This is a genomic window from Microbulbifer flavimaris (genome assembly GCF_001641755.2).
GTDB classification, from domain to species: Bacteria; Pseudomonadota; Gammaproteobacteria; order Pseudomonadales; family Cellvibrionaceae; genus Microbulbifer; species Microbulbifer flavimaris.
The window spans coordinates 86,976-112,990 of the sequence record NZ_LRFG02000001.1 but is presented as its reverse complement, the minus strand read 5'-3'; the positions used below and the strand labels follow the sequence as shown (position 1 = coordinate 112,990).

The 26,015-nt window shown below is 59.9% G+C and carries 24 protein-coding genes; 14 read left to right on the top strand and 10 right to left on the bottom strand.

Features of this window, described 5'->3' with window-relative positions:
• Positions 1-19 precede the first annotated feature (19 nt).
• A complete protein-coding gene (gene prmB, locus AWR36_RS00490) occupies positions 20-961 on the bottom strand; it encodes a 50S ribosomal protein L3 N(5)-glutamine methyltransferase (RefSeq protein ID WP_067079653.1) in 942 nt (313 codons plus the stop codon).
• Positions 962-1,150: 189 nt separating this feature from the next.
• Between prmB and folE the strand changes: the two genes are divergently transcribed.
• Both folE and AWR36_RS00480 read left to right on the top strand, forming a co-directional pair.
• Positions 1,151-1,690, top strand: a complete 540-nt coding sequence (folE, locus tag AWR36_RS00485; RefSeq protein ID WP_067079651.1) for a GTP cyclohydrolase I FolE — start codon at positions 1,151-1,153, stop codon at positions 1,688-1,690.
• Between the two features lie 69 nt (positions 1,691-1,759).
• The gene (locus AWR36_RS00480; protein ID WP_067079650.1) at positions 1,760-2,104 is read left to right on the top strand and encodes a 5-carboxymethyl-2-hydroxymuconate Delta-isomerase; all 345 of its coding nucleotides are present in this window, start codon (positions 1,760-1,762) and stop codon (positions 2,102-2,104) included.
• Here the strand turns inward: AWR36_RS00480 and AWR36_RS00475 are convergent.
• From AWR36_RS00475 to AWR36_RS00445, 7 genes are all read right to left on the bottom strand, one after another.
• Positions 2,101-2,976 carry an alpha/beta fold hydrolase gene (locus AWR36_RS00475; RefSeq protein WP_067079648.1) on the bottom strand — a complete coding sequence of 292 codons (876 nt, stop codon included), beginning with the start codon at positions 2,974-2,976 and terminating at the stop codon, positions 2,101-2,103. The two genes, AWR36_RS00480 and AWR36_RS00475, sit on opposite strands and share 4 nt — an antisense overlap.
• Positions 2,977-3,094: 118 nt before the next feature.
• A complete protein-coding gene (locus AWR36_RS00470) occupies positions 3,095-3,538 on the bottom strand; it encodes a SixA phosphatase family protein (RefSeq protein WP_067104388.1) in 444 nt (147 codons plus the stop codon).
• 33 nt (positions 3,539-3,571) lie between these two features.
• Positions 3,572-4,108 (bottom strand): DUF4389 domain-containing protein, encoded by a 537-nt coding sequence (locus AWR36_RS00465; protein WP_067079644.1) that lies wholly within the window; start codon positions 4,106-4,108, stop codon positions 3,572-3,574.
• A gap of 12 nt (positions 4,109-4,120) precedes the next feature.
• Positions 4,121-5,155 (bottom strand): NAD(P)H-dependent glycerol-3-phosphate dehydrogenase, encoded by a 1,035-nt coding sequence (locus AWR36_RS00460; RefSeq protein WP_067079642.1) that lies wholly within the window; start codon positions 5,153-5,155, stop codon positions 4,121-4,123.
• A gap of 228 nt (positions 5,156-5,383) precedes the next feature.
• Positions 5,384-7,300, bottom strand: a complete 1,917-nt coding sequence (gene htpG, locus AWR36_RS00455; RefSeq protein ID WP_067079640.1) for a molecular chaperone HtpG — start codon at positions 7,298-7,300, stop codon at positions 5,384-5,386.
• A gap of 471 nt (positions 7,301-7,771) precedes the next feature.
• Positions 7,772-8,968, bottom strand: coding sequence for a serine hydrolase domain-containing protein (locus AWR36_RS00450; RefSeq protein ID WP_082679307.1), 1,197 nt, complete (start codon positions 8,966-8,968; stop codon positions 7,772-7,774).
• Positions 8,969-9,223: 255 nt separating this feature from the next.
• On the bottom strand, positions 9,224-9,826 hold the full coding sequence (locus tag AWR36_RS00445; RefSeq protein WP_067079639.1) for a peroxiredoxin: 603 nt from the start codon (positions 9,824-9,826) through the stop codon (positions 9,224-9,226).
• Between the two features lie 450 nt (positions 9,827-10,276).
• On the opposite strand from AWR36_RS00445, the gene AWR36_RS00440 reads away from it, so the two are divergent.
• The 3 genes from AWR36_RS00440 to bfr all read left to right on the top strand — a co-directional run bounded on the left by AWR36_RS00440 (position 10,277) and on the right by bfr (position 12,810).
• The gene (locus AWR36_RS00440; RefSeq protein ID WP_067079637.1) at positions 10,277-10,489 is read left to right on the top strand and encodes a bacterioferritin-associated ferredoxin; all 213 of its coding nucleotides are present in this window, start codon (positions 10,277-10,279) and stop codon (positions 10,487-10,489) included.
• Between the two features lie 200 nt (positions 10,490-10,689).
• Complete coding sequence (locus AWR36_RS00435) at positions 10,690-12,015, top strand: DUF2254 domain-containing protein (RefSeq protein ID WP_067079635.1); 1,326 nt, start codon at positions 10,690-10,692, stop codon at positions 12,013-12,015.
• A gap of 312 nt (positions 12,016-12,327) precedes the next feature.
• Positions 12,328-12,810 (top strand): bacterioferritin, encoded by a 483-nt coding sequence (gene bfr / locus AWR36_RS00430; protein ID WP_067079634.1) that lies wholly within the window; start codon positions 12,328-12,330, stop codon positions 12,808-12,810.
• A gap of 103 nt (positions 12,811-12,913) precedes the next feature.
• On the opposite strand, the gene grxD is transcribed toward bfr, so the two are convergent.
• The gene (gene grxD / locus AWR36_RS00425; protein ID WP_067079632.1) at positions 12,914-13,249 is read right to left on the bottom strand and encodes a Grx4 family monothiol glutaredoxin; all 336 of its coding nucleotides are present in this window, start codon (positions 13,247-13,249) and stop codon (positions 12,914-12,916) included.
• 264 nt (positions 13,250-13,513) lie between these two features.
• Here grxD and AWR36_RS00420 point away from each other — a divergent pair, with 264 nt between their 5' ends.
• The 8 genes from AWR36_RS00420 (at position 13,514) to AWR36_RS00385 (ending at position 23,855) form a co-directional block, all read left to right on the top strand.
• Positions 13,514-14,698: an acetylornithine transaminase gene (locus tag AWR36_RS00420; RefSeq protein WP_176491078.1), complete on the top strand. Its 1,185-nt coding sequence runs from the start codon at positions 13,514-13,516 to the stop codon at positions 14,696-14,698.
• 16 nt (positions 14,699-14,714) lie between these two features.
• Positions 14,715-15,629, top strand: coding sequence for an ornithine carbamoyltransferase (gene argF, locus AWR36_RS00415; protein ID WP_067079630.1), 915 nt, complete (start codon positions 14,715-14,717; stop codon positions 15,627-15,629).
• A 720-nt stretch (positions 15,630-16,349) separates the two neighbouring features.
• The gene (locus AWR36_RS00410; protein WP_231745201.1) at positions 16,350-19,283 is read left to right on the top strand and encodes a ribonucleoside-diphosphate reductase subunit alpha; all 2,934 of its coding nucleotides are present in this window, start codon (positions 16,350-16,352) and stop codon (positions 19,281-19,283) included.
• A 358-nt stretch (positions 19,284-19,641) separates the two neighbouring features.
• Positions 19,642-20,910, top strand: coding sequence for a ribonucleotide-diphosphate reductase subunit beta (locus AWR36_RS00405; protein WP_067079629.1), 1,269 nt, complete (start codon positions 19,642-19,644; stop codon positions 20,908-20,910).
• Positions 20,911-21,126: 216 nt separating this feature from the next.
• Positions 21,127-21,579: a DUF6194 family protein gene (locus AWR36_RS00400; RefSeq protein WP_067079627.1), complete on the top strand. Its 453-nt coding sequence runs from the start codon at positions 21,127-21,129 to the stop codon at positions 21,577-21,579.
• A gap of 280 nt (positions 21,580-21,859) precedes the next feature.
• A complete protein-coding gene (locus AWR36_RS00395; protein ID WP_197409205.1) occupies positions 21,860-22,375 on the top strand; it encodes a class I SAM-dependent DNA methyltransferase in 516 nt (171 codons plus the stop codon).
• Between the two features lie 177 nt (positions 22,376-22,552).
• Positions 22,553-23,068, top strand: a complete 516-nt coding sequence (locus AWR36_RS00390; protein WP_231745200.1) for a YcxB family protein — start codon at positions 22,553-22,555, stop codon at positions 23,066-23,068.
• A 70-nt stretch (positions 23,069-23,138) separates the two neighbouring features.
• Positions 23,139-23,855, top strand: a complete 717-nt coding sequence (locus tag AWR36_RS00385; protein WP_067079626.1) for an NYN domain-containing protein — start codon at positions 23,139-23,141, stop codon at positions 23,853-23,855.
• Positions 23,856-23,906: 51 nt separating this feature from the next.
• Here the strand turns inward: AWR36_RS00385 and AWR36_RS00380 are convergent, their stop codons facing one another.
• Positions 23,907-24,590, bottom strand: coding sequence for a spermine/spermidine synthase domain-containing protein (locus tag AWR36_RS00380; RefSeq protein ID WP_067079625.1), 684 nt, complete (start codon positions 24,588-24,590; stop codon positions 23,907-23,909).
• Positions 24,591-25,052: 462 nt separating this feature from the next.
• Here AWR36_RS00380 and AWR36_RS00375 point away from each other — a divergent pair, with 462 nt between their 5' ends.
• Positions 25,053-25,970 carry an alpha/beta fold hydrolase gene (locus AWR36_RS00375; RefSeq protein ID WP_067079624.1) on the top strand — a complete coding sequence of 306 codons (918 nt, stop codon included), beginning with the start codon at positions 25,053-25,055 and terminating at the stop codon, positions 25,968-25,970.
• Positions 25,971-26,015 lie beyond the last annotated feature (45 nt).

The following is a 26,015-nucleotide window of genomic DNA, read 5'->3' as shown; positions in this document are numbered from 1 at the left end:
CCGCCGGCAGGAAGAGGAATTACTCGTCTGCGAAGTGGCCTTGGTAGGCGAGCAGCTCTTCGCGGCTGATGACGAAAACCCCGTGGCCGCCGTCTTCGAACTCCGGCCATAAGAAGGGCACCTCGGGGAAGGCACTTTCCAGCGCTTCCCAGCTGTTGCCCACCTCACAAACCAGGATGCCCTCCGGCTGCAGATGGTTGGCAGCCTCCCGCAACAGGCGGCGGGTAAAGTCGAGGCCGTCGTCGCCGGAACCCAGTGCGATCTCCGGCTCTGCCTGGTACTCCGCCGGCATCTCGGCGAGATCGCGGGCATCCACATAGGGCGGGTTACAGACAATCAGGTCGTAACTGCACCCTTCGAGGCCGGAGAACATGTCGGACTGCACCGCCCGTACCCGCTCGTTCAGCTGATGGCGGTTGATATTGATCTGTGCCACGTCAACCGCACCGGAAGAGATGTCACTCAGGTCCACCCGCGCTTCCGGGAAGGCCTCTGCGCAGGCAATGCCAATACAGCCGCTGCCACAGCACAGATCGAGGAGCGCCAATGGCTCCGTGGCCAGCCACGGCTGGAACTCCTGGCGAATCAGTTCGGCAATTGGCGAGCGCGGCACCAGCACCCGGCTGTCGACATAGAACGTCATATCGCAGAAATGGGCTTCGTGGGTGAGGTAGGCTGCGGGGAGGCGCTCGTCCACCCTCTGCTTCAGGATTGCCATCACCTCCCGTCGCTCGCTCATGGTGAGCCGGGCACTGAGCACCTCCGGCTTGCTGTCCATGGGCAGGTGCAGCGTGTGCATCACCAGCACCAGGGCCTCGTCCCAGGCATTATCGGTGCCGTGGCCGAACCAGAGGCCAGCCTCATTGAAACGGCTGGCCCCCCAGCGCACAAAATCCAGCAGGGTGCAGAGGTCCCGCAGATCTTCCGGGCATCCCGGAGTCGATTCTCGTAATTCGGTCATTGACTCTATCCTTGTAGAGCGCGGGTCCTTGGACCCGCAGCGGCCCCGTCCCGTGATCCGCCGACGGTGGCGCGAAGTAAAACAGTCCTGGAGCGCCGGCGCCAACGCACCGGATCTTTACTCAAAGGTGACAAACGCTTAGGGTAGCGCACCCGCCCCTCGGGCCGAGATAGTTGAAAGCAGGACCAGATGAAAGAACATTACGCGCGAATTATTGAAGCAATGGGCGAGGATCTGCAACGCCCGGGCCTGAAGGACACCCCCGAGCGCGCCGCCAAGGCCATGGCCTACCTCACCAGAGGTTACGAGCAGACAGTGGAGAGTGTCGTCAACGAAGCCCTGTTCCCCTCCGATTGCAGCGAGATGGTACTGGTCAAGGACATCGAACTCTACTCCCTGTGTGAGCACCACATGCTGCCCTTTATCGGCAAGGCGCACGTAGCCTATATTCCCGATGGCAAGGTTCTGGGGCTCTCAAAGGTAGCGCGCATTGTGGATATGTTCGCCCGCCGGCTGCAGATCCAGGAACAACTGACCGTCCAGGTCGCCGAGACCATCCAGCGCGTCACCGGCGCCGCCGGTGTTGGCGTGATCATCGAAGCCAAGCACATGTGCATGATGATGCGCGGCGTGGAGAAACAGAATTCCGTCATGAAAACCTCCGCCATGCTGGGTTCCTTCCGCGATCAGCAGGCCACCCGCACAGAGTTCCTCTCTCTGATCCGCTGAGGTCTAAGCTTGGAAACTACGGCACAGGGATGCGCCGCCAGAGAGCCTCTTTTTCAAGGATTGACGACAATGCCCCACCTGGTTATCGAATACGCCGAAAACCTAGAGGAATCGATTTCCATCCCCGCCCTGGTAAGCGCTGCGCAAGAAGCCATGCATCGCTCCGGCCTGTTCGCGCCCCACACAATCAAGACCCGCGCCATGCCGTATCGCCACTTTATCGCCGGTGAAAAAGGCGGCAGTTTTATCCACGCGGAAGTGCGCCTGTTCGAGGGCCGCAGCGAGCGCGACCGGGAGACACTCAGTTCCACCGTCTTCAATACATTGTGCCAATTTGCCGAGGGCGTCCCGGCAGTGACAGTTGAAGTCCGGGAGATCGACTCCGGCTGCTATTCAAAACGCCTGCCGTTCTAATTCGCCCCGGACTCACCTCCGCGCAGGAAAGGCCCGAACCACTCTGCAATTTCAGAGGCCCCCTCCTCCATGTGCAGATGGTGGCCACCCTCCATTTCCCGCACCGCAATATTGTCACGCCCCGCCAGCAGCGGTTCCATCCGCTCGACCATGTCCGGAATCCCATCGGTGGCCAGCACCAGCCGCACAGGCATGGTGACGCGGTCGAGGAAGGCCCGCACCTGCGAATTGGTGAGTTTGGCGGTGGAGGTGGCCATCAGGCGCGGATCGCTGCTCCAGGTGAGACTCTGCCCCTGGTCGCGGGTGCCCCGCTGCACCAGCAGCAGGGCGGCGTGGGTCGACAGGCGGAACATGCCGTTTTTGCGCGCTTCCACCGCATCGTCCAGCGAGGCGAACTCCCGCGGCTTGCGGTGCCCGTAGCGGGCCCGCTGGGCGATAGCCCGCGCCAGGATCTCCGGCGCCTCCTGCCCTTTTGCCGGTGGCGGCACCAGCCCGTCGATCAGGGCCAGGCGACAGATCCGGTCCGGAAAGGCACCGGCTGTCAGCATGGCAGCGACAGCACCGCGAGAGTGTGCAAGCAGGGAGAAACGACGCCAGCCCAGTGCATGGGTGATGCCAATCACATCCTCGACCTCTTCCCAGATGTTGTAGTTGGCATCTCCGGAACGGTGGTAGCTGCGGCCGTGTCCGGCCATATCCACGGCAACAAGGTCGAGTCCGTCCAGTAGCGGCGCCAGACGGGCGAAGCTGGCGCAATTATCCAGCCAGCCGTGCAGCGCCAGCACCGGCTCACCACCCTCGCTGCCATAGCGACGGGCGGCGATGGTGCGACCATCAAACTCGAGGGTGATTTCCCGGAAAATCTCAGACATGACTAAACGGCTCGCAACAGGGAACCGCCATGCTGCCAGCGGTGCTGCGGACCCACAATGACCGGTCTGCTCAGCGGTGTTGGTCTAAAGGGGCCGGAAAAAAAGGAGAACCCGGTTGTTACTGGGCGTGCTGCAGCCACTCCAGCTCGGCACAGTTATCGGCCCACACCTCGGCGCTGAGGCAGGCCAGGGAGGAAGTGCCCATTGGATGCTGGTTGCCGCTACCACACAACCCGTTGACCAGGCTGCCTACCAGCGGCTGGTGGCTGACCAGCAGGATCGGGAAATCATCAGCGGAAGCCAGCGCATCAAGCACCTCGCCCGGCGGCGTATCCCCCACCAGAATGGATTCGGTCCTGACGGGCAGCCCCAGTTGCTTTGACGCAATTTCAGCCGTCTGCTGAGTGCGCACAAACGGACTCGCCCAGATCGCGCGCACTTCAGACAATTCGGTGGCGCGGGCGCGGCACACGGCAGCAACCTGCTCGCGACCGCGCTCGGTAAGCTCCCGGGAGGCATCGTCACCACGATGCGGTTCCGCTTGACCGTGGCGCAAAATCATTAGCTTCACATTTACCTCCAGTCGGGATGTCAGTCAGCCCTTGTCGCTGTCGCCAGACTCGTCCTTCTTGCCCGACTTTTTGCCCGCTTTCTTGCTGTCGCTTTCCTTTTCAACGTCCTCGGCGGCCTTCTCCACCTCCTCGGCGTCTAGCTCGACCGGCACGTAGGCGCCAGCGCCCTTGGCTTTCTTGTCGTCGTCCTTATTACCAGCCTTGCTCTCGTCGGCCTCAGCCTCGGCAACGACTTCACCTTCCACTTCCTCGGCGCTCTCGTAGCCGGACAGGTCCTCTACCTCAGACTCGGGCCACTCGGAAAACGGAAAAGGTTTTTCCTCAGAGTTGTAGATCAAAAACTGCAGAGTCTGGTACACGTAAGAAGCAATCTGGTCCCCCAGCCGGCGCAGGTTGTCATTGGCACTGCCAGTGAGCAGTGCGAACAGGAACTGCAGCACGATCACCGCCAGCATGACCACGCCGGCAATCTCCAGCAGAATGACAAAAAGCACCATGTAGAGCAGACGCATCCACTGGTTGCCGGAGGAGATATTTTTCTTCAGTTCTTCATTATCCATGTGTGATCACCATCAAGATTTGGCCGAGTAGGCCACGTCAAAAGTTTGCGCGCCGGACATCAGGTCCCTGATTACCTCGGGAATTGGGCGCTCTTCAAATAATATGGCGTGAATTGCCGAAACCAAGGGCATGTAGACTCCCAGCTCATCCGCCTTGCGCTTGATCAGCCTGACAGTGTTGACACCTTCGGCGACCTGACCGATTTCTGCGATAGCCTGTTCCAGCGGCATACCTTTACCCACCAGGTATCCGACCCGGTAATTGCGGCTCAGGTCTGAGGAACAGGTAAGGATCAGGTCACCGACACCGGCGAGGCCGATAAATGTCATGGGATCCGCCCCCATCGCCTCGGCAAAGCGCATCATCTCCGCCAGCGCGCGGGTAATCAGCAGGCTGGTGGTGTTACCGCCCCGCCCCAGAGCCTTGGCCATGCCGGTGACGATGGCATAGATATTCTTCAGCGCCCCCGCCAGCTCCACGCCAAACACATCATTGCTGGAGTAAACGCGGAAAGTCTCGGAGTGCAGCACACTCTGGATGGTTTTGCAGAGCTCCTCATGCTCACTGGCGATCACCGTGGCCGTGTAATGCCCCTCGACAATCTCTTTGGCAAAATTCGGGCCACTCAGCACCCCCACCCGCATATCGCTGGTCTCTTCCAGCAGAATGTCGCTCATCAGGTGGAAGCTGTCGTGCTCGATGCCCTTGGTGGTGGAGATCAGCATGGTGCCCGGCGCCAGCATCGGCGCTACCGTCTTGACCACCTGCCGAAAGGATTTACTGGGAATCGCCACAATTACGATGCCACAGCCGCTGACCGCCTGCTCGAGATCGCTGGTGATGTTCAATTCCGGATGCAGGGGGACCCCCGGCAGGTAAAAGGTGTTCTCACGCAGCTTGCGGCAGCTGGCGGCCTTTTCCGGGTCGCGCATCCACTGGCGGGTGTCGTGTCCGTTACCGGCAACAATATTGGCAATGGCGGTACCGAAACTGCCGCCGCCCAGTACGGCAATAGAAACGGGCGATGAAGTTTCCGTCTGTGTCATAGAGGCCCAGGGTAAGTCAGGGGAAAGTTGTCGTTGTTGGGCGGATTATAGAGCTCCCCGCCGGGCAGCCCAATGAACCAACGAAAAAAGTGCGAACTTCGCTCATTTCCCGATCAGCAGCCCGGCTTTTCCCGGACGTTCGCGTAAATTTTCACCAATGGATCCGCTGGTGATCTGACGGACAAAAAAAGGGCGGCCCGTGGCCGCCCTCACTACTGCTCACTGCATTCAGCTGTTCAGCTCCAGCAGCAGTGCGTTGAGTCGACGGACATAGTCCGCCGGGTCTGCCAGCTGGTTGCCCGCCGCCAGGTTGGCCTGGTCCATGAGGATGTTGGTGAGATCCGCAAAGCGGTCCTCGTCCTGCTCCTGGTCCAGTCGCTGCACCAGCGGGTGGGACGGGTTGACCTCGAAGATGGGCTTGGCTTCCGGCAGTGCCTGACCGGCCTGCTCGAGAATCCGGCGCATCTGCGGCCCCATGTCCTGCTCACTGACCACCAGGCACGCGGGCGAGTCCACCAGCCGGGTGGTGGCACGCACCTCCTCGACACGATTCTTGAGCACTTCCTTGACCCGCTCCACCAGGGCGCCGGCCTGCTCCTCCACCTTTTCGCGCTCGGCCTTGTCCTCGTCACTCTCGGCCTCACCCAGGTCCAGGGCGCCCTTAGCCACGTCCTGGAACGGCTTGCCGTCGAACTCGGTCATATGGCCGACGAACCACTCGTCGATCTGATCGGTGAGCAGCAGCACCTCGATGCCCTTTTTACGGAAAACCTCCAGGTAGGGGCTGGACTTGGCAGTGGCAAAGTTGTCGGCGCAGACGTAGTAGATGTACTTCTGCCCTTCCTGCATGCGACCCACGTAATCCTCGAGGGACTGGTCCTGCTTCGGCTCATCGGTGTGCGTGGAGGAGAAACGCAGCAGTTTGGCGATCTTTTCCTTGTTCGAGAAATCCTCTGCGGGGCCTTCCTTGATCACATTGCCGAACAGGTCCCAGAACTTCTGGTATTCATCAGCGTCTTTGCTCGCCAGTTTGCCCAGCATGTCCAGCACACGCTTGGTCAGTGCGCTCTTGATGGCGTCGGTATTGCGGTCCTTCTGCAGAATCTCGCGGGAAACGTTCAGGGGCAGGTCATTGGAGTCGAGCACGCCCTTTACGAAACGCAGGTACAGCGGCAGGAACTGCTCGGCATCGTCCATGATGAAGGTGCGCTGCACATACAGCTTCAGGCCGCGGGCGGCATCGCGCTGGTAGAGGTCGAACGGTGCGCGGCTGGGGATGTACAGCAGGCTGGTGTAATCCAGCTTGCCCTCGACGCGGTTGTGACTCCAGGTCAGCGGATCGTCGAAGTCGTGGGCGATGTGCTTGTAAAACTCCCTGTACTCCTCGGACTTGATGTCGCTGCGGGAGCGGGTCCACAGGGCCTGCGCGGCGTTGACTGCCTCGAATTCAGGCGCCTTGCTCTCCTTTTCCTCTTCTCCTTCAGCCACCGGCGCTTCTTCTTTGAGCATCTCGACCGGAATGGCGATGTGGTCGGAGTATTTCTTGATGATGGAGCGCAGGCGCCAGCCATCGGCAAATTCTTTGGCGTCGTCCTTCAGGTGCAGCACCACGCGGGTGCCGCGCTTGGGCCACTCGACGTTTTCCACGGTGTACTCGGCCTCGCCGCTGCACTCCCAGTGCACGCCCTGATCGGCATCGGCGCCCGCACGACGGGTAAATACCTCGACCCGATCGGCCACGATGAAGGCGGAATAGAAGCCGACGCCGAACTGACCGATCAGGTGCGCGTCCTTCTTCTGGTCGCCGGTCAGGTTCTGCATGAAACTGGCGGTGCCGGAACGGGCGATGGTGCCCAGGTTCTCGATCACCTCATCGCGGCTCATACCGATGCCGTTGTCGGTAATGCTGATGGTGCCCTCATCCTTGTCGAACTCGATGCGGATGCGCAGATCGGGATCTTCTTCCAGCAATTCGGGCTTGGAGAGGGCTTCGAAGCGCAGCTTGTCAGCGGCGTCGGAGGCATTGGATACCAGCTCGCGCAGGAAGATCTCCTTGTTGGAGTAGAGCGAGTGGATCATCAGGTGCAGCAGCTGCTTGGCTTCCGTCTGGAAACCGTGGCTCTCTTTGTGGGCCTCAACGGTCATAAATTGGTCTCCCCATACACTTCATTCGGAACAGGGACCAGATATAGGGGCCGCTTGCGGGGTTTCAAGGGCTGCTCTCGAGCACTGGGATGCTTCTATCCCGCTCCGGGGCGGCACGGCACCCGGTGCGCGCTTTCGAAAACGCATGGATACATCCCTGTAGCTCCGGCCGCGCCGTCCCTGGCGCGGACGGTTTCGAAAGCGCGCACCGGCCACCGTGCCTCAGCGGAGGGTCCGCACTGGCGTTGAGACGATGGGAAGCCAGATGGATTCACGGCGAAAAACCGTTCCTGACCACATGGTGAAGGCCGGCTACCGGGGCTGGGGATTCAAAACTGTCGATGCTAGGGACGGCATCGACAGAGCTACAGGGAGGTATTCATGCGGTTTTGAAGCCCCAGCCCCGGTAGCCGGCCGCCCAACAGTCAGCCAACGAGCACAAGGGTGAGCCGGGTACACGAATGCCGGGACTTATTTGTTGGCCATCGCCGTGGCTAGCTTGCCGTTGCCAGTGATATCAATCACGAAGTTGGCGGTAAGGTCGGCGATCGCGCGGGATTCCGCGTTCATCAGGATGGCGATACCAATCTTCTGCTTCTCGGAATAGGCTACCGCAGCGCGGAAACCTGCGACCCAGCCACCGTGGTAGATGATGCGATCATCCCCCATGGTGTACAGCCGCCAGCCCAGGCCATAACCGGCGTGGGACAGGTGGTCACGCCAGATACGGTGGCGCATATGGCGCTTGGTCGCCACCCGCTCGGTGGTGATGTCCTGGATCACCTTTGGAGAAAGGACTTTCGGGTAGTAGCCCATTTGTGCCTTCAGCCACTGGGCCATGTCGGAGATGCTGGCATTCACCCCGGCAGCGGGCGCCGCGTAATAGTATTCGCGCTCCACCTTGACCGCCCGCCAGCCCCGGCCTGTCTGCACGTGCGGGGCAGCGCGGTTGTCAGATGCCATAAAGCTTTCCCAGCCCACAGAGGCATCTTCCATCTTCAGCGGAGCAAAAAAGCGATCCTTGAGCTGTCGATCGTAGCTCACACCGGTGGTCTGCAGGATCACGTCCTCGATCAGGCTGAACAGCACATTCTGGTAGCCATAGCACTTGCCGGGCTTGCAGCGGGGATCGATGTTGGCGAACTTGGGCAGGATCTTGCTGAGGGGCTTGTCGTCCTCAAGGTAGTTGTCGTACGCATTGGGTGTCAGGCCCGAGGAGTGGCTGAGCAGATGCTCTACTTTCAGCTCCTTCGACAGTGCCGGGGTCTTGAAACGCAGGTCCGGGACAAAGTTGACCACGCGGTCGCGCCAGTCAAACTCTTGCTCATGTGCGAGCACCGCCGCCATGCTGCCGGCAAAAGTCTTGGAGACCGACGCCAGCCGGAACACCGTATGCGCATCCACCTTGGCCTTCTTGCCGCGGAGCCGGACGCCGTAGGTGTCCATGGCGACCACCTGGTTCCCGTCAACAATCACATAGGCACCGCCCGGAATCTCCTTTTCCTTCAGCAACTGGCGGAAGTAGCGATCGAACTGTTTGGCCTTGGACTGCACATCCGCCGCGCGCACGGGCGTCCAGACACAGAAGAGCGCCAGAATCAGGGTGCAGTACCGGGTGCCTGTCAGGCGTCCGGTTGCGATCAAGGTGAGGAAAGATAGAGTCTTCATGCCGTACTTCGCGCCGCCATGGCAACACACTGTAATGTACTAAGACTAGCAGGCCGCCGAAAAATTCTCCCGCCACCCGCATCGTTACCAGTTCACATTGTAAGTGCAAACTCGCGCCAGCGCACTGCACCCGTGCGACTGGCACCCAACCCCCGGACGCAAAAGGCAGAAACAAAAAAACCGCCTTGCGGCGGTTTCTGCTGAGGCGGGGCAAAATGCCCCGCCGCCATCGGCGACCGGATGGCCGCAGACGACTTACAGCTTGTCGGAGTTTTCGCTCAGGTAAGCGGCAACGCCTTCCGGGGAAGCGTTCATACCCTTGTCGCCTTCCTGCCAGCCTGCCGGGCAAACTTCGCCGTGCTCCTGGTGGAACGCCAGGGCGTCAACCATGCGCAGCATCTCGTCTACGTTACGGCCCAGCGGCAGATCGTTGACTACCTGGTGACGAACAACGCCTTCCTCGTCGATCAGGAAGGAACCACGGAAAGCAACACCGCCTTCGGACTCAACGTCGTAAGCCTGGCAGATTTCGTGCTTCACGTCGGCAACCAGAGAGTATTGAACCGGGCCGATACCGCCCTCGTTCACCGGGGTGTTACGCCAGGCGTTGTGGGAGAACTGAGAATCGATGGAAACACCGATCACCTCTACGCCACGCTTCTTGAACTCTTCAAAGCGGTGATCAAAAGCGATCAGCTCAGACGGGCACACAAAGGTGAAGTCCAGCGGGTAGAAGAAAATAACCGCTTTCTTGCCCTTGATGGCTTCTTTCAGGTTGAAGTTTTCAACGATCTCGCCGTTGCCCAGTACCGCTGCAGCGGTGAAGTCCGGTGCCGGCTTACCTACCAGAACTGCCATGAGAACCTCCTCGTTCCAATGATGGGTTAATCAAACAGATGCCATAGCGATTACTTTATATACAATCGCTATGAGCAAAATCAGGTGCAATAGTGGTCCGCTATGATACACAGGGCCTCAGATGAGTCCCATTAAATTTTTATATCGGGTCGATAGTAGCCGGTCATTGCCACTTCGCTCCGCGAACCGGCCTACAAGCCAGAATCGCCAACCCGCTAAAGCACAACGGAGCGCAATGCTGGCACTCCTCCCCCCGGGTCTTCAACTGTCTCTCGATCGCTGGTTGCGCCGCCAGAAACCTCATCGGCAGCACTGACCTGCAAGTCAGCATCTACCCGCCTAGACTATTTAGTGACCGCAGCGAATCTTGTTGACAATCATTCTCAATTTCAATACGATCCATGTAAGTCATGTTTTGGGCGATCCAGCGCCAAGGTTGAGTAGAAGAAGATGTACGTATGTATCTGCAAAGGCATCACTGACCGCCAGATCAAGGAAGCCGTGTACGACGGTTCCACTTCCGTGCGTGCTCTGCGCCGCCAGCTGGGCGTGTCCTCGCAATGTGGCCGCTGTGCCGAGCTGACCCAGGAAATCATCGAAGAGACCATGGGTGCCGGCATGATGACAGCCAGCAACAACGGCCTCTTCTACTCCGCGTCCTGATCCAGGGCCGGATGTGCCTGTCCGGCGCCGAGATGATCGGCGCCCTATCCCCCTCAGCCCCGATCGCACTGAATCCCCTGCCCTTTCGCTTAACGCGCGCAAAGCCAACTGCGCTGGCCTATCTTTAAGCCCTGATCTTTACCCTGCAATGGGCCTCTGCTCCGACTGCACTCCGGGCCCGGCATTCGACGAGGGCTGGCATGCACCACAAGCTATTGATCATCGGCGAGCGGATGCGCGGCAGCTTCTGGATGATTCCGGCGCTGATGATCGCCGGTGCCATGGGACTGGCGCAGCTGATGCTGTACCTCGACAAGGTAACAACACTCAGCACCCTACCCGGTTTGGGCTGGATGGGTCTGCAGGACCCGGACAGCGCCCGCTCCCTGCTCACCACCATCGCCGCCTCCACCATTACCGTGGCCGGCACCGTGTTCTCCATCACTGTTGTCGCACTGACCCTGGCATCCAACCAGTTTGGGCCGCGGCTGGTGCGCAACTTTATGCGGGACCGCGGCACCCAGGCCGCACTGGGTATTTTCCTGGCCACCTTTATCTATGCACTGATGGTGCTGCGCGGCATCAATGCCATCACCGACGAAGGCCGAAACCACGATCTCGCCGTGCACACTGCCGTGGTGCTCTCGGTGATCAGCATCGGCTTCCTGATCTATTTCATCCACAACGTGGCCCTGTCCATCCAGGTGGACAATGTCACCTTCCATATCAACAGGGAATTCAGTGCCGCCATCGATGAGCACTATCCCAGCGAACGTAAATTCGACAAACGGGTGCAGTGTTATCCGCCGGAAAAACTACGACTGGGGGACAACTTTCTCAGTGTCTTTACCCGGGAGAGCGGCTACCTGCTGGCCATGGATAAGTCCGCCCTGGTGAACTGGGCTGAAAAGCACGACTGCTGCATTCGCATGGACTGGCACCCGGGCAGCTTTATCAATCACTGGTCGCGGGTCGCGCGGATCTATGAACCGCCCCGGCGGCTGGATAGCGACGAAATCAGCGCCGCCATCAACGACAGCATGAGCCTTGGCGCATTACCCACCGCCGAACAGGATGTGGTTTTTTCCGTGCACCAACTGGCACAGATCGCCGTGCGCGCCCTGTCCCCCGGGATCAACGACCCGTTCACCGCCTACTCCTGTATCGACCGGCTGGTGGATGGTCTCGGCAAAGTGTTGCAACGCCCTGAGCTGCCCAATTGTTTCCACGATGAGAAAGGCGTGCTGCGCCTTGTCACCACAGTGTTGCACTTTGCCGACCTGCTGGATGCCGCCTTTGATGAGATCCGCGAGTACGGCCGCGAAAGCGGCGTGGTCATGCTTCACCTGCTGAATGCGCTCAGTGACCTCGCCAATGTCTGCACCCGGGAAAACGACATCCGCGCGTTCAATGCCTACCTGGACCGGCTCGGAGAAGATATGGCCATCAGCGTCGAGGACAAATTTGATCGCACGGCCGCCGAAGAGAAAATCACCTCGATTCGCTACCGGCTCTCCCAACATTGAGCCACCTGTCGCGCCCGGGCCACACAAGAGATCGCAAAGCCAACCAATCTAAACAACAATCGTTCTCGTTGTTTTTACCGGGAAAATTCCCGTAAAAAACTGCACTTTCATGGCCCTGCTGTTGTTTTCATCCACGCTTGACTTGGCCGGGACGTCACCGCAAACTCGACCGTCAAAGCGACTCCGGCCCTATTATTTCAGGACCAGTTAAGCGCAATCCCCGAGACCGATTCTCAAAAACAGAAGCACAGAAAATTCCGGCGTAGTCTCTGCAAACCTGCAGCTTCTCCCGGGCCCAAAGGAGCAACAGCTATGAAAGGCGATCCCAAAGTCATCGAACACCTGAACAAAGCACTGGGCAACGAGCTGGTAGCCATCAACCAGTATTTCCTGCACTCGCGCATGTTCAAGGACTGGGGCCTGAAGGAACTGGCGGACAAGGAGTACGAAGAGTCCATCGACGAGATGAAGCACGCCGACTGGCTGATCGAGCGCATCCTGTTCCTCGAGGGCATTCCCAACCTGCAGCACCTGGGCAAGCTGTACATCGGTGAAAACACCCAGGAAATGCTCGAGTGTGACCTGAAACTGGAAACCAAGGCCATTCCAGATCTGCGTGACGGCATCGCCTACTGTGAATCTGTGCGGGACTACGGCAGCCGCGAACTGCTGGAGAAAATTCTCGATTCCGAGGAAGAGCACGTAGACTGGCTGGAGACCCAGCTGAGCCTGATCGACAAGGTGGGCCTGCAGAACTACCTGCAGACGCAGATGGAAAAAGCTTCCGACGAATAAGTTTTTTGCAGTCCCCGGGAGCCGTTGAATACAACAGATTCCGGCCATAAAAAAACCGCGGTATGACCGCGGTTTTTTTGTTTCGGCGTTCGGCGCTTTCGCGTTACTCCGCGTCGCCCTCGCTCTCAGCTGCCGCCTCGTCGACCAGGGTCTTCAGCTCGCCGTTCTCATACATTTCCATGATGATGTCACAGCCACCGACCAGCTCGCCTTTCACCCACAGCTGCGGGAAGGTCGGCCAGTTGGCGAACTTGGGGAGCTCGGTGCGGATATCCGGGTTGGACAGCACGTCCACATAGGCAAAACGCTTGCCGCAGGCCATCAATGCCTGGGAGGCGCGCATGGAAAAGCCGCACTGGGGTGCGTTGGGGCTGCCCTTCATATAGAGCAGAATGGCGTTGTCGGCGATCTGCTGCTTGATGTTCTCCAGTGTATCCATAGGGAAGACTAACCTCGGGTAATGGGACCGTTAGATGCGTTCGGGCGCGGCACCGGCGCTGGGCAGCTGCGCGCAGGGCGGCATTGTACCCTAGTGTGTAGCCGGGTACGAAAGCCGGGCCCTCACCAGCAGCATTCGCTGGCCTGACACTCACCTTATGCTAGTATTGCCCGCTTTGCCGGGGAAACTGCTGGACAACAGCGCCCATTCCGCACTTTCTGCGGCCCCGATCGTCCAGGCCCGTTCTGATAGAGGAGACGTACCGTGGCCACGCCCGCACTGATGCACAACTATGGAGAGCGGACCCTGACGCTGGTCCGCGGAGAGGGAAGCTATGTGTGGGACGACGCCGGCCGACGATACCTGGACGCGCTCTCCGGTATCGCCGTGTGCGGACTCGGCCACTGCCACCCTGCTGTAACCGGTGCGATCCAGGACCAGGCGGGCACCCTGCTGCATGTCTCCAACCTGTACAACATTCCCGCTCAGGAACAGCTGGCGGAAAAGCTGGTCTCCCAGTCCGGCATGGACAATGTGTTCTTCTCCAACTCCGGTGCCGAAGCCAATGAAGCAGCCATCAAGCTGGCCCGGCGGCTGGGCAACGAGCGCGGATTTCCGGTACCGAAAATCCTGGTGATGGAGAACGCCTTCCACGGCCGCACCCTCGCCACCCTGACGGCAACCGGCAATGAAAAGGTGCAGGCCGGCTTTGCCCCGCTGCCGGAGGGTTTCCTGCGTGTGCCCTTCGACGATGTGGCCGCCATCGAGAAAATGGCCGTGGCCCACGACGATATCGTCGCCATACTGGTGGAACCGGTACAGGGCGAGGGCGGTATCCGCGTACCCGCCCCGGGCTATCTCAAGCGTCTGCGGGAAATCTGTGACAACCGCGACTGGCTGCTGATGCTGGACGAAATCCAGACCGGCAACGGCCGCAGCGGCGCGCTCTTCGCCTACCAGCACAATGGCCTGTTACCGGACGTGGTCACCACCGCCAAGGGCCTCGGCAACGGTGTGCCGATCGGCGCCTGCCTGGCGCGGGGAAAAGCAGCACAGCTGTTTACCGCCGGCACCCACGGCTCCACGTTTGGCGGCAACCCCCTGGCCTGTCGCGCCGGGCTCGCGGTACTGGAAACGCTGGAACAGGAACAACTGATTGAACGCGCGGCAACACTCGGCGAGCAACTACTGGTACAGTTGCGCGAGGCGCTGACCGGTTGTGCCGCGGTAAAAGAAATCCGCGGCCTCGGCCTGCTGATCGGTATCGAACTCGACCGCCCCTGCGGGGTGCTGGTGGAGCGGGCCCGGGAGGCCGGCCTGCTCATCAATGTTACTGCCGGTAGTGTGGTCCGCCTGTTACCGCCACTGACCATCACTGATGAAGAGTGTGCGGAGATTACCGCAACCGTCAGTGCACTGATTCAACAATTTACTAGGGAAACGGCCTGAATTAAGGGGAAACACCATGGCCACAAGACATTTTCTCAGTCTGATGGACCTGTCCAGGGAAGAACTGGACGCTGTGATTGAACGCGCCATCGAACTCAAGGCCCTGCGCAACCAGGGCATCGCCACCGAGCCCTTCCGCGACAAGGTGCTGGGCATGATCTTCGAGAAGTCCTCCACCCGTACCCGGGTCTCCTTCGAGGCGGGTATGGCGCAGATGGGCGGCAGCGCTTTGTTCCTCTCCCCCCGTGACACCCAGCTGGGTCGCGGCGAGCCGATCGAGGACAGCGCCCGGGTGATTTCCCGCATGGTGGACATGGTGATGATCCGCACCTTCGGCCACAACGTGCTGGAGCGCTTCGCCGCTTACTCGCGGGTGCCGGTGATCAATGCCCTGTCCGACAGCTTTCACCCCTGTCAGCTGCTGGCGGATATCCAGACCTATGTCGAGCACCGCGGCAGCCCCGCCGGCAAGGTGGTGGCGTGGGTGGGCGACGGCAACAATATGTGTAACTCCTATATCAATGCCGCCCGCCAGTGCGACTTCGAGCTGCGTATTGCCTGCCCGGAAGGCTATGAGCCCGACGAGAACGTCCTCGCCGCCGCCGGTGATCGCGTCACCATCGTGCGCAAGCCGGTGGACGCCGTGCGCGGCGCCGACTGGGTGGCAACCGACGTCTGGGCCTCCATGGGCCAGGAGACGGAACAGGCGGTGCGCATGAAGGCCTTCGAGGGCTTCCTCGTGGATCACGAACTGATGAGCCACGCCAACGAACGCGCCGTATTCATGCACTGCCTGCCCGCTCACCGCGGCGAGGAAGTGAGCGGTGAGCTGCTGGAAGACGAGAACATTTCCGTGGTCTGGGACGAGGCGGAAAACCGCCTGCACGCGCAGAAGGCACTGATGGAGTTCCTGCAGGAAAACAGTCGCTGATTTTTTAACCAGGCCAACAAAAATGCGCGCCGCTCACAAATTAAGCAGTGCGCATTTTTTATTGTACTTTGGCGCCATTTTGACGCCCCTTTGCTCAAGGACTGTACAGAGCAAAATGGTTATTGCTCTGGTTAATTTAAGGGGCCGTAACTATTAAAAAAAATTCTTAGAAATCCCGACGGCTGTTAACAGCCTGTACAGGGTTTAACCACCCCCAGTAACGGCGGGCGCTGGCGCCCGAGTAACTACTGACGTTCACCAAATCCCCACAAGTTATCCACAAAAAACCACAGACTTATTCGCCTTGAATTAGGCCCCTTACCGCATTATCTTGTTGCCCAGTCGAGCAGCTACCCCAATATATTGGGGTGCGAGCCGGAAACAGCCCCAACGCTGGTGGCACACAATCCGGCCTGGCGCACTGCACAGTCTCGGGTCTCTCACCCGGCAGTTGGCGCCAACAGTCAGACGCAGCTTATCCAAGCGATTTCAGAGGTAAACAGGCGGAAAGGATTCTCCGCCGCAGGCACAGGCCGGTAGACCTTCGGGGGGAAATCCGGCCATCAGGCGGCCTGTATACCAGTGGCTTCCGGCTACGCCGCGGCGTCACTGGCAAAACGACGGACCCGTGCCGCAAACATCGGCCGCCGTTCGGGGGGCGCTGTCCACAGGGGCAGCAGCGGAACAACAACAGTACATATCTTTTTTGCGGAGATCTTCATGCACACAGAGACAGGGCGCTCTCAGTCCGTGCCTACAGAAAAACAGGGCACTACCAAGGAACAGGCCGGCAACACCTCATTGACTGCCACGGCACCGGGCCAGATTCGCGTCATCAAGCGCAACGGCACCGTTGTGCCTTACGACGACAGCAAGATCTCCGTCGCTGTCACCAAGGCATTCCTCGCCGTCGAGGGTGGCACCGCCGCGGCCTCCAGCCGCATCCACGAGAAAGTGCAGGAGCTGGTGGGCCAGATCTCCGCCACCTTCAACCGCCGCATGCCCTCCGGTGGCACCATCCACATCGAGGAAATCCAGGACCAGGTGGAACTGGCCCTGATGCGCGCCGGTGAACAGAAGATCGCCCGCGACTACGTCCTCTACCGTGAGGAGCACGCCCGCCTGCGCGCCGAGAAAGAGCAGCAGAAAGCCGCTGCCGCCCAACCGGCCGACGCCCACCCCAGCATCCGTGTGAAGCAGGAAGACGGCACACTGATCCCGCTGGACATGGAGCGCCTGCGCACCATCGTCAGCGAGGCCTGCGAGGGCCTGAAGGACGTGAACGGCGAAGCCATCCTCGACGAAGCCCTGAAGAACCTCTACGACGGCGTTTCCGAGAACGACATCAACACCGCGCTGGTGATCACTGCCCGCACCCTGGTGGAGCAGGAGCCCAACTACACCTACGCCACCGCCAGCCTGCTGCTGGACAAGCTGCGTTCCGAGGCACTGCGCTTCCTGGGCGTCGCCGAGCGCGCCACCGCCCACGAGATGGCAGAACTCTACGCCACCGCCCTGCCCGCCTATGTGGAAAAGGGTATCGAGCTGGAACTGCTGGACCCGGCGCTGGCCACCTTCGACCTGGAACAACTGGGCGCGGCCATCAAGGGCGAGCGCGATCACCAGTTCACCTACCTCGGCCTGCAGACCCTGTACGACCGCTACTTCCTGCACAGCGACGACATCCGTTTCGAGCTGCCGCAGATCTTCTTCATGCGCGTCGCCATGGGCCTCGCCAACAATGAAGAAAACAAAAACGAGCGTGCGATCGAGTTCTACAACCTGCTGAGCTCCTTCGACTACATGAGCTCCACGCCGACCCTGTTCAACGCCGGCACCCTGCGCCCGCAGCTGTCCTCCTGCTACCTGACCACGGTGCCGGACGACCTGCACGGTATCTACGGCGCCATCCAGGACAACGCCATGCTGTCCAAGTGGGCCGGCGGCCTGGGTAACGACTGGACCCCGGTGCGCAGCCTGGGTTCCTACATCAAGGGCACCAACGGCAAGTCCCAGGGCGTCGTGCCCTTCCTGAAAGTGGCCAACGACACCGCGGTGGCGGTGAACCAGGGCGGCAAGCGCAAGGGTGCTGTCTGTGCCTACCTGGAAACCTGGCACCTGGACGTCGAGGAATTCCTCGAGCTGCGCAAGAACACCGGTGACGATCGCCGCCGCACCCACGACATGAACACCGCCAACTGGGTACCGGACCTGTTCATGAAGCGTGTATTCGAGGACAAGGAGTGGACCCTGTTCTCCCCGGCCACCTGCCCGGACCTGCACGACCTGTTCGGCACCGCCTTTGAAGAGCGCTACGAGCACTACGAGAAGCTGGCCGCCGAAGGCAAGTTGAAGCTGCACAAGAAAGTCCGCGCGGTAGACCTGTGGCGCAAGATGCTGGGCATGCTGTTCGAAACCGGCCACCCCTGGATCACCTTCAAGGACAGCTGCAACCTGCGCAGCCCGCAGCAGCACGCCGGTGTGGTTCACAGTTCTAACCTGTGCACCGAGATCACCCTGAACACCAAGGCGAATGAAGAGATCGCGGTGTGTAACCTGGGCTCCGTCAACCTGGCGCAGCACATCGGTGAAGACGGCAAGCTGGACCAGGCCAAGCTGGCCAAGACCGTGAAGACCGCGGTGCGCATGCTCGATAATGTCATCGACATCAATTACTACTCCGTGGAAACCGCGCGCCAGTCCAACATGCGTCACCGCCCGGTGGGCCTGGGGCTGATGGGCTTCCAGGACGCGCTGTACAAGGCCGGCATCTCCTATGCCAGCGACGAAGCGGTGAAGTTTGCCGATACCTCCATGGAGGCCATCAGCTTTGAAGCCATCTCCGCTTCCAGCGACCTGGCAGCCGAGCGCGGCAAGTACCAGAGCTACGATGGCTCCCTGTGGAGCAAGGGCATCCTGCCGCTGGACTCCATCAAGATCCTGGCGGAGAACCGCGGCGAGCAGTTTATCGAGCAGGACACCAGCTCCACCCTGGACTGGGACAGCCTGCGCGGCAAAGTAGCCAAGCAGGGCATGCGCAACTCCAACGTGATGGCGATTGCTCCGACCGCGACCATCGCCAACATCACCGGGGTTTCCCAGTCCATCGAGCCCACGTACCAGAACCTGTACGTGAAATCGAACCTGTCCGGCGAGTTCACCGTGGTGAACCCGTACCTGGTACACGATCTGAAAGATCGCGGCCTCTGGGACAAGGTGATGGTCAACGACCTGAAGTACTACGAGGGTTCTGTGCAGAAGATCGACCGCGTTCCGGCCGACCTGAAAGCCAAGTACGCCACCGCATTTGAAGTGGAGCCGCGCTGGATCGTGGACGCCGCCAGCCGTCGCCAGAAGTGGATCGACCAGGCGCAGTCCCTGAACCTGTACATCGCCGGCGCCGACGGCCGCAAACTGGACCTGACCTATCGCATGGCCTGGTACCGCGGTCTGAAGACCACTTACTACCTGCGCGCCCTGGCTGCCACCACCACGGAAAAATCCACCGTGAACGGCGGCACCCTGAACGCGGTAAGTGCGAGCGGTGGCAACGGTGCGAGCGCTGCAGCAGCCGCACCGGCGGCAGAGCCGGCCCCGGCAGCAGTGCCCCAGGCCTGCTCCCTGGACGATCCGGACTGCGAAGCCTGTCAGTAAAACTCTCGGGGGAGAGCGTCAAGACCGTGTAAGCGGCCAAGACCAGCACCGGCCCCGGTCCCCCGCCCTGCTCTGGGGAGCGAAGGTGGGAACAGAAAGACCGGGGTGCGGGTGCACCTCATGCGCCGGAAAAATTAAGAAGAAACAAAAAGAAAAACACACAATTGATCTGGCGCAGAAGTTACCGCGCCGAAATGAGAAAGAATCCTCTCACAGGAACCGGAAAGCTGGCGCGTTGCGCCAGCGGACTGGCTCAGGTGCTCAAGAGATTTCGGGGATCGCGCCCCACAGAGGGCAGCGAAAACACATTCGAACACACACAAAACGTTCTTACGTTTCAAAGACGGAAGGCAACAATATGCTTAGCTGGGACGACTTCGAACAACCGTCACAACAACCGAAGAAAAGCGCCGAACCGCGACCGGCGCCGGAAACGCTGCAACAAGAAGTATCCGAACCGGCTGTCTCTTACGAGAGCCACAGCGCACCGGCGTCGCCCGCGGCCCAATCCACTGTGTCCACCGCGCCGGCAACCGACGCCGTGGCAGCAGCACGGGCCGCCGTAGCCGACCTGGACCCCGCCCCGGGTCTGGAGGAACTGGAGATGGGTGCCGCCCGTATCCAGGTGGACGAAAAACGCATCATCAACTGCCGCGCCGACCTGAACCAGCTGGTACCGTTCAAGTACGACTGGGCCTGGCAGAAATACCTGGACGGCTGCGCCAACCACTGGATGCCGCAGGAAGTGAACATGAACAAAGACGTGTCCATGTGGAAAGACCCCGAGGGTCTGACCGAGGACGAGCGTCGCATCGTGGAATACTCCCTGGGTTACTTCTCCACCGCCGACTCCCTGGTGGCGAACAACCTCGTGCTGGCCATCTACCGCCACATCACCAACCCGGAGTGCCGCCAGTACATCCTGCGCCAGTCCTTCGAGGAAGCCATCCACACCCACGCCTACCAGTACTGCGTGGAGTCCCTGGGCATGGACGAAGGTGAAGTGTTCAACATGTACCGCGAAGTGCCTAGCGTGGCCAAGAAGGCCGCATGGAGCCTCGCGCACACCGGCTCCATCAGTGACCCGAACTTCAAGACCGGCACCCCGGAGACCGACCAGGAATTGCTGCGCAACCTGATCGCCTTCTACGCCGTCACCGAAGGTATCTTCTTCTACTGTGGCTTCACCCAGATCCTGTCCATGGGCCGTCGCAACAAGATGACCGGCGTTGCTGAGCAGTTCCAGTACATCCTGCGCGACGAGTCCATGCACCTGAACTTCGGCATCGACGTCATCAACCAGATCAAGCTGGAAAACCCGCACCTGTGGACCGAAGAGTTCCAGCAGGAAGTGACCCAGATGGTCCTGGAAGGCATGGAACTGGAAGTGGCCTACGCCCGCGACACCATGCCGCGCGGCGTACTGGGCATGAACGCCAACATGATGGAGGAATACCTGCACTTCATCGCCAACCGCCGCCTGAGCCAGCTGGGCCTGAAGGAACACTTCCCCGGCGCCCAGAACCCGTTCCCGTGGATGTCCGAGATCATGGACCTGCGCAAGGAGAAGAACTTCTTCGAAACGCGGGTTATCGAATACCAGACCGGCGGTGCGCTGCAGTGGTAACGGGAACAACCAAGAAGTAAGAAAGTAAGGACAACTACAACAAAGTAGTCGCTCACAGGAAGAGATGTTTTGAAAGCGGGCGTTATGCCCGCTTTTTTTATAAGTGGACAATAGGATATGCCAAGCGCCTGACGTCAAACCTAAAGTCTCAGGGTTGAATCAGAACCTGCAACCACAGACAGGCCCCGGATAACAAACACAAGAAACTGCGAGACCATGCAAAAAGACGAGATTGCCAACTACATCTCCCATCATTATCGTGGCGTGATCAGCGTTGACGCCTGGGGCGAGCAGTCATTCTTCTACAACCCGGAGAGAAATCTACCCCGGGGTGTTTACTTTGCCACACTCAAGGCAAAGGATGGTGAAAACGATCAGGCTTCAGGTCTTGACCGGAAGGGCGTATACCGCTTCAACTTTGGAGTCACCAAGCCAACCTTTGAATCTGTTTTGGGCCCGAAACCATCCAGGCCTGCAGCAGGCGGTGTGGTTAAGACCGGGCATAACTTCCGACAGTTAAACACTCTCATGCCCCACCCTGTCTATGGTTGGATGTCATGGGTATGCATTCTCAATCCTGACCGGGAATCTTTCGACAACCTGCTCCCACTCCTGGAAGAATCCTATGCACTAGCTGTCCGGAAATATGACAAGAGAGTAAAAACCTAAATACGAAAAAGACCACTCCCGCCTTTTCAGGATAATCGAGGATACAGGATGGAATAAACAGACAGAGGATTGCACTTTTCACCGACGCGGATAATGCCCCGGTGGGCAAATTTGAGGATGTCTTGAGTGAGGCAGCAAAATACGGTGAATAACCGGGGGCAGATGCAACTTTCACATAGCACCGCCCATGACAGCTATTTGTCAATAGCTTTACCTCTGCCCACCTTACCGACTGGCAACGCCCTTCCGCCCGCATTGATCACTGGAGAAGCAGCCCGCAATGACCGACAACAGCTGGGATAGTTATGCCGAGGGATGGGACAGCAATAGCGATGTCATCAGCTATTCAGAGCGCGCTTTCCGGTCCCTGACCGAAACCCTGGATTACAAAGGCGCCCGGATCCTGGATTTCGGCTGCGGCACGGGCCTGCTGACTGAACGCCTCTCTCCCCTGGCAGGCAGTATCGTCGCCCTCGATCCCTCAAGGAAAATGCTGGCCGTACTGGATGCCAAGCAACTGGGCAATGTCGATACCATACATTCCAGCCTGACCCGGGAGCTGATCGACCAGAACCGGCAGCTCCAGGAGGGATTCGATCTCATAGTCGCCTCCTCCGCCCTGGCATTTGTCCCGAACTGCCGTGAAACAGTAGGGCTGTTGGCTGGACTGCTGAATAGAGGTGGTCACCTGGTGCAGTGGGACTGGCTGAAGGAAGGCGGTGGCGAAGATACCGGATTTACCCGCGAGGATATCGCTGCCACTTCAGGGACGCGGGCCTGTCCAACATCCAGGTAACCATCCCCCTCTCCATGGGAGCGGGTGAAGACCAAATGGACGTTGTCATGGGTACAGGCATCTATCAATGATAGCGTTGGGGTCAGGGTAAACTTTTGATATCAAAGCCGCCCGCCAAGATTGGAGTGGTCCCAAAACATCTTTCGACAATCCTTGCGGCAAGGTATAACTTCCGACATGACAGGCGACCCAAAACAACCCGTGGCTACCGTGCAACCATTCAATACCCAGTTTACGCTCTCCCGCGAATACCTTGCCGAGTGTTTCGACCAGTCTTTACCCCACGGTAAAGGCGCCAGGCCCAACTACCTGTTCCCGCTATTACTGTTCTCTGCCGGGGCGGGCTTACTAACGTTCACCGAGCAGCCGAGGGTCGCCAGTTACCTGCTGATCGCTTTGGCGATTCTGGAGCTGCTGCATATTCGATTCCGGCGCGCCTGGTGGCTGGCACGGCAGATGTGGGGCAAGGGTGCAGGCGGTGAAGTGAAGTTAACTGTCGATGATGACGGCATCCGCACCCAGAGCGCGCATACGCAAACAGCGCTATCGTGGCCTGATATAGAGCGCGTCATTGAAACCGAGCTGGGGCTCATTCTGGTGGCCAAATCCGGCGGCCGGCAGTACTTGTCCAAGTCGCTGTTTCCTGCTGATTTGGTACCCGGGATCATTGCCAGGGCCAATGGAGAAGCGTGATCCTGCTCCAGGCACAACCGGGAGAGTTCGTGCACAACGCCCCTAAACTTTATACATCGATGGATTCAAAATGGAAGAAATCAAACAGAAGATTGCGCTATTCATCGATGCGGATAACGCCCCGGCAGGCAAGTTCGAGGATGTGTTGAGCGAGGTGGCCAAATACGGCGTGGTCACTATTCGCAAGGCCTACGGTAACTGGAAGTCACCGACGCTCCGACCCTGGGAGGATTTGCTCCATGAACACGCCATCCAGCCGGTGCAGCAATACGATCTGACCAAGGGCAAGAACGCCTCCGATATCGCCCTGGTGATCGATGCGATGGATGTGATGTACACCAAGGATATCGATGTGATGTGCTTCATTTCATCGGACTGTGACTTTACCCCGATGGTGACCAGAGCACTGGCCGAAGGCAAGGTGGTTCTCGGCTTTGGCGAGCGCAAGGCACCGCCACCTTTCGTGAACGCCTGTTCAAAGTTTCTCTTCCTCGACGAACCCGAAGCGGTCAAGGAAAAGAGCGGCGAGAAACGCAAGAACATCAAATCGGACACCAAGCTGATCACCCTGCTGCGGCATGCCATCGAGGCCACCGAGGACGATGAGGGCTGGGCGGAACTCGGCGCCGTCGGCTCCAACATCTCCAACCGGACGTCCTTCGACTGCCGCAACTACGGTTTTAAGAACCTGAGCAGCCTGTTCCGGGCCATCGACCTGTTTGAGCTGAAGCGGGGCCTAGGCAAGTCCTACCTAGTGAGGGATATCCGCAGAAGCAAGAAAAGCTAACCGTACGGATAGGCCGCCAGAAAGGGCGGCAGCTTCTTTGGCCCTTGGGGATCAAGCCAATGTTCTCTTTGCCAAGAAAATCGTATGTCGCGCCCCCTTGCCGGGGCGCTCGCGTACAGTCTTCACATCAACCTCAAAGCCAGCCTTCCTGAGTCTATTGACGTAGTGGGTATCTGGCCCCGCCGACCAAACCGCCAACATGCCACCCGGCCGCAGGCTCTCGTAGATACGGCTGGTGCCCTCGAGGGAATACAGCCAGTTGTTATCATTCTGGGTCAACCCCTCCGGGCCGTTATCCACATCCAGCAGCACCGCATCATAGTCGCTGTCGCCCTTCTCCAGCAGCTCTGTCACGTCGCCGATATGGACAACGACGCGGTTGTCGTCCAGTGGCCGGCCGGCGCAGGCGCCCAGAGGGCCGCGGTTCCACTCCACCACCTCGGGAATCAGGTCAGCGACGATGACCTCGGCATCGGCCGGCAGTACCTCCAGGGCGGCGGAGAGGGTGTAGCCCATGCCCATGCCGCCCACCACCACACGGGCGTTCTTGTGTTGCTTCAGGTGGGTGCAGCCCAGTAGCGACAGTTCGCGCTCGCTGTTAAAGCGACGGCTGTTCATCAGTTCGCCGCGGGGGCTGGACAGGGAGATGGAGAACTCCTGGTCCCGCTGGCGCAGCGTGAGCACACCGCCGCCATTGGGAATCTGGGCAGTACCGAGTTCGATCCAGGGTTTCATGGCGAGTGCTCGCTGTGTGGCGGTGGGAACAGGGCGAGCAATGTAGCACAAAGCCCCACCCCGGTGGTGAGTGGCATGAGCGGTGTGAGGACGTCGCAAAAGGGCTCAAGAGACCCACACAATTAACCGTCAGCAGAGGTTGATGCACGGTCTGCTGGCTGGCTGCCGGACTGCCCGGTGGTGTGCCATAGCGTACTGACTGCCCTTTCCCGAGCGCACCCGGGTGGTGACCCCGACCGAACTGCAAAGCTGTTAGCCCTGCTGCAAGAGCGCAGTGACCGGAGTTAACCGGCGCGCTCGCGGGCCCTCGCGGCTATTACAAGGATACAACCCCATACCCGGGGTGCATTCCTGTTTGTCTATCACTGGCGTCGATTCGGTCAACTACCTGCCGCCTGTACCGTGCTAGCTTGACTCACTGACGGCATAACAGTGACAACGAGCCCCTCAAGGAGTCCGGCGATGGAACAGCCCCCGTTTTCGGAAGCGCCGCCCCTGCCCGCCTGGCTGGCGGAGCAACTGCCCTACCGCCGCCGCATATTCAGCAGCGGCAACTACCGCATGCACTTTATCGATGAGGGCTGCGGCCCCGCGGTACTGATGCAGCACGGTAATCCAATGTGGTGCTTCCTGTGGCGCAAGGTGATGCAGGAGTTACTGCAACAGCCGGTGCGGGTCATCGCACCGGACCTGATCGGCATGGGCTTCAGTGACAAGCCGCGCGACCCCGCCATTCACACCCTGGAATTTCACGGGCACCAGCTCTCGGAACTGATCCGCGCACTGGACCTGCAGGACATCACGATCGTGGGCCAGGACTGGGGCGGGCCGATCAGTGGCCTGGCCGCGGCGCTGAACCCGGGACGTATTGCCGGAGCTGTTTTTGCCAACACCTCCCTGCGGCTGCCGACGAAACCGCCGCGGGTGACGCCCTTCCACCGCTTTGCCAACCGCCCGGTGATCTCCGACCTGGCCTTTCGCCTGTTCAATTTCCCGATGCCCATGCTGCCGAAAGTACAGGGTAACCCGGCCAGCCTCGGGCCAGCGGAAATGCGCGCCTACCGGTATCCCCTTCGCCATTTGCGCGACCGGACCGCGCCATTGGCACTGGCGCGCATGGTGCCCACCCGGCTCGAGCACCCGACGATCGCACAACTGGCACTGGTGGACCGCTGGGCGAGGAACTTCGCCGGTCCGGTGGAACTGGTATGGGGTTGTCGCGATCCCATTCTCGGCCGCGCCCTGCATGGCAACCAGGAGCTGTTTCCCAATGCCCGGGTGACCGAGACGCAGGCCGGGCACTTTCTGCAGGAGGAGGTGCCCGGCGAGCTGGCTGCCGCCATCAACCGGGTCATCGCCACCACGACAGCGCCGGCATAGTCATCGGCAGGGTACAACCGGGGAGTGATCGGGCGCCCGACCGTT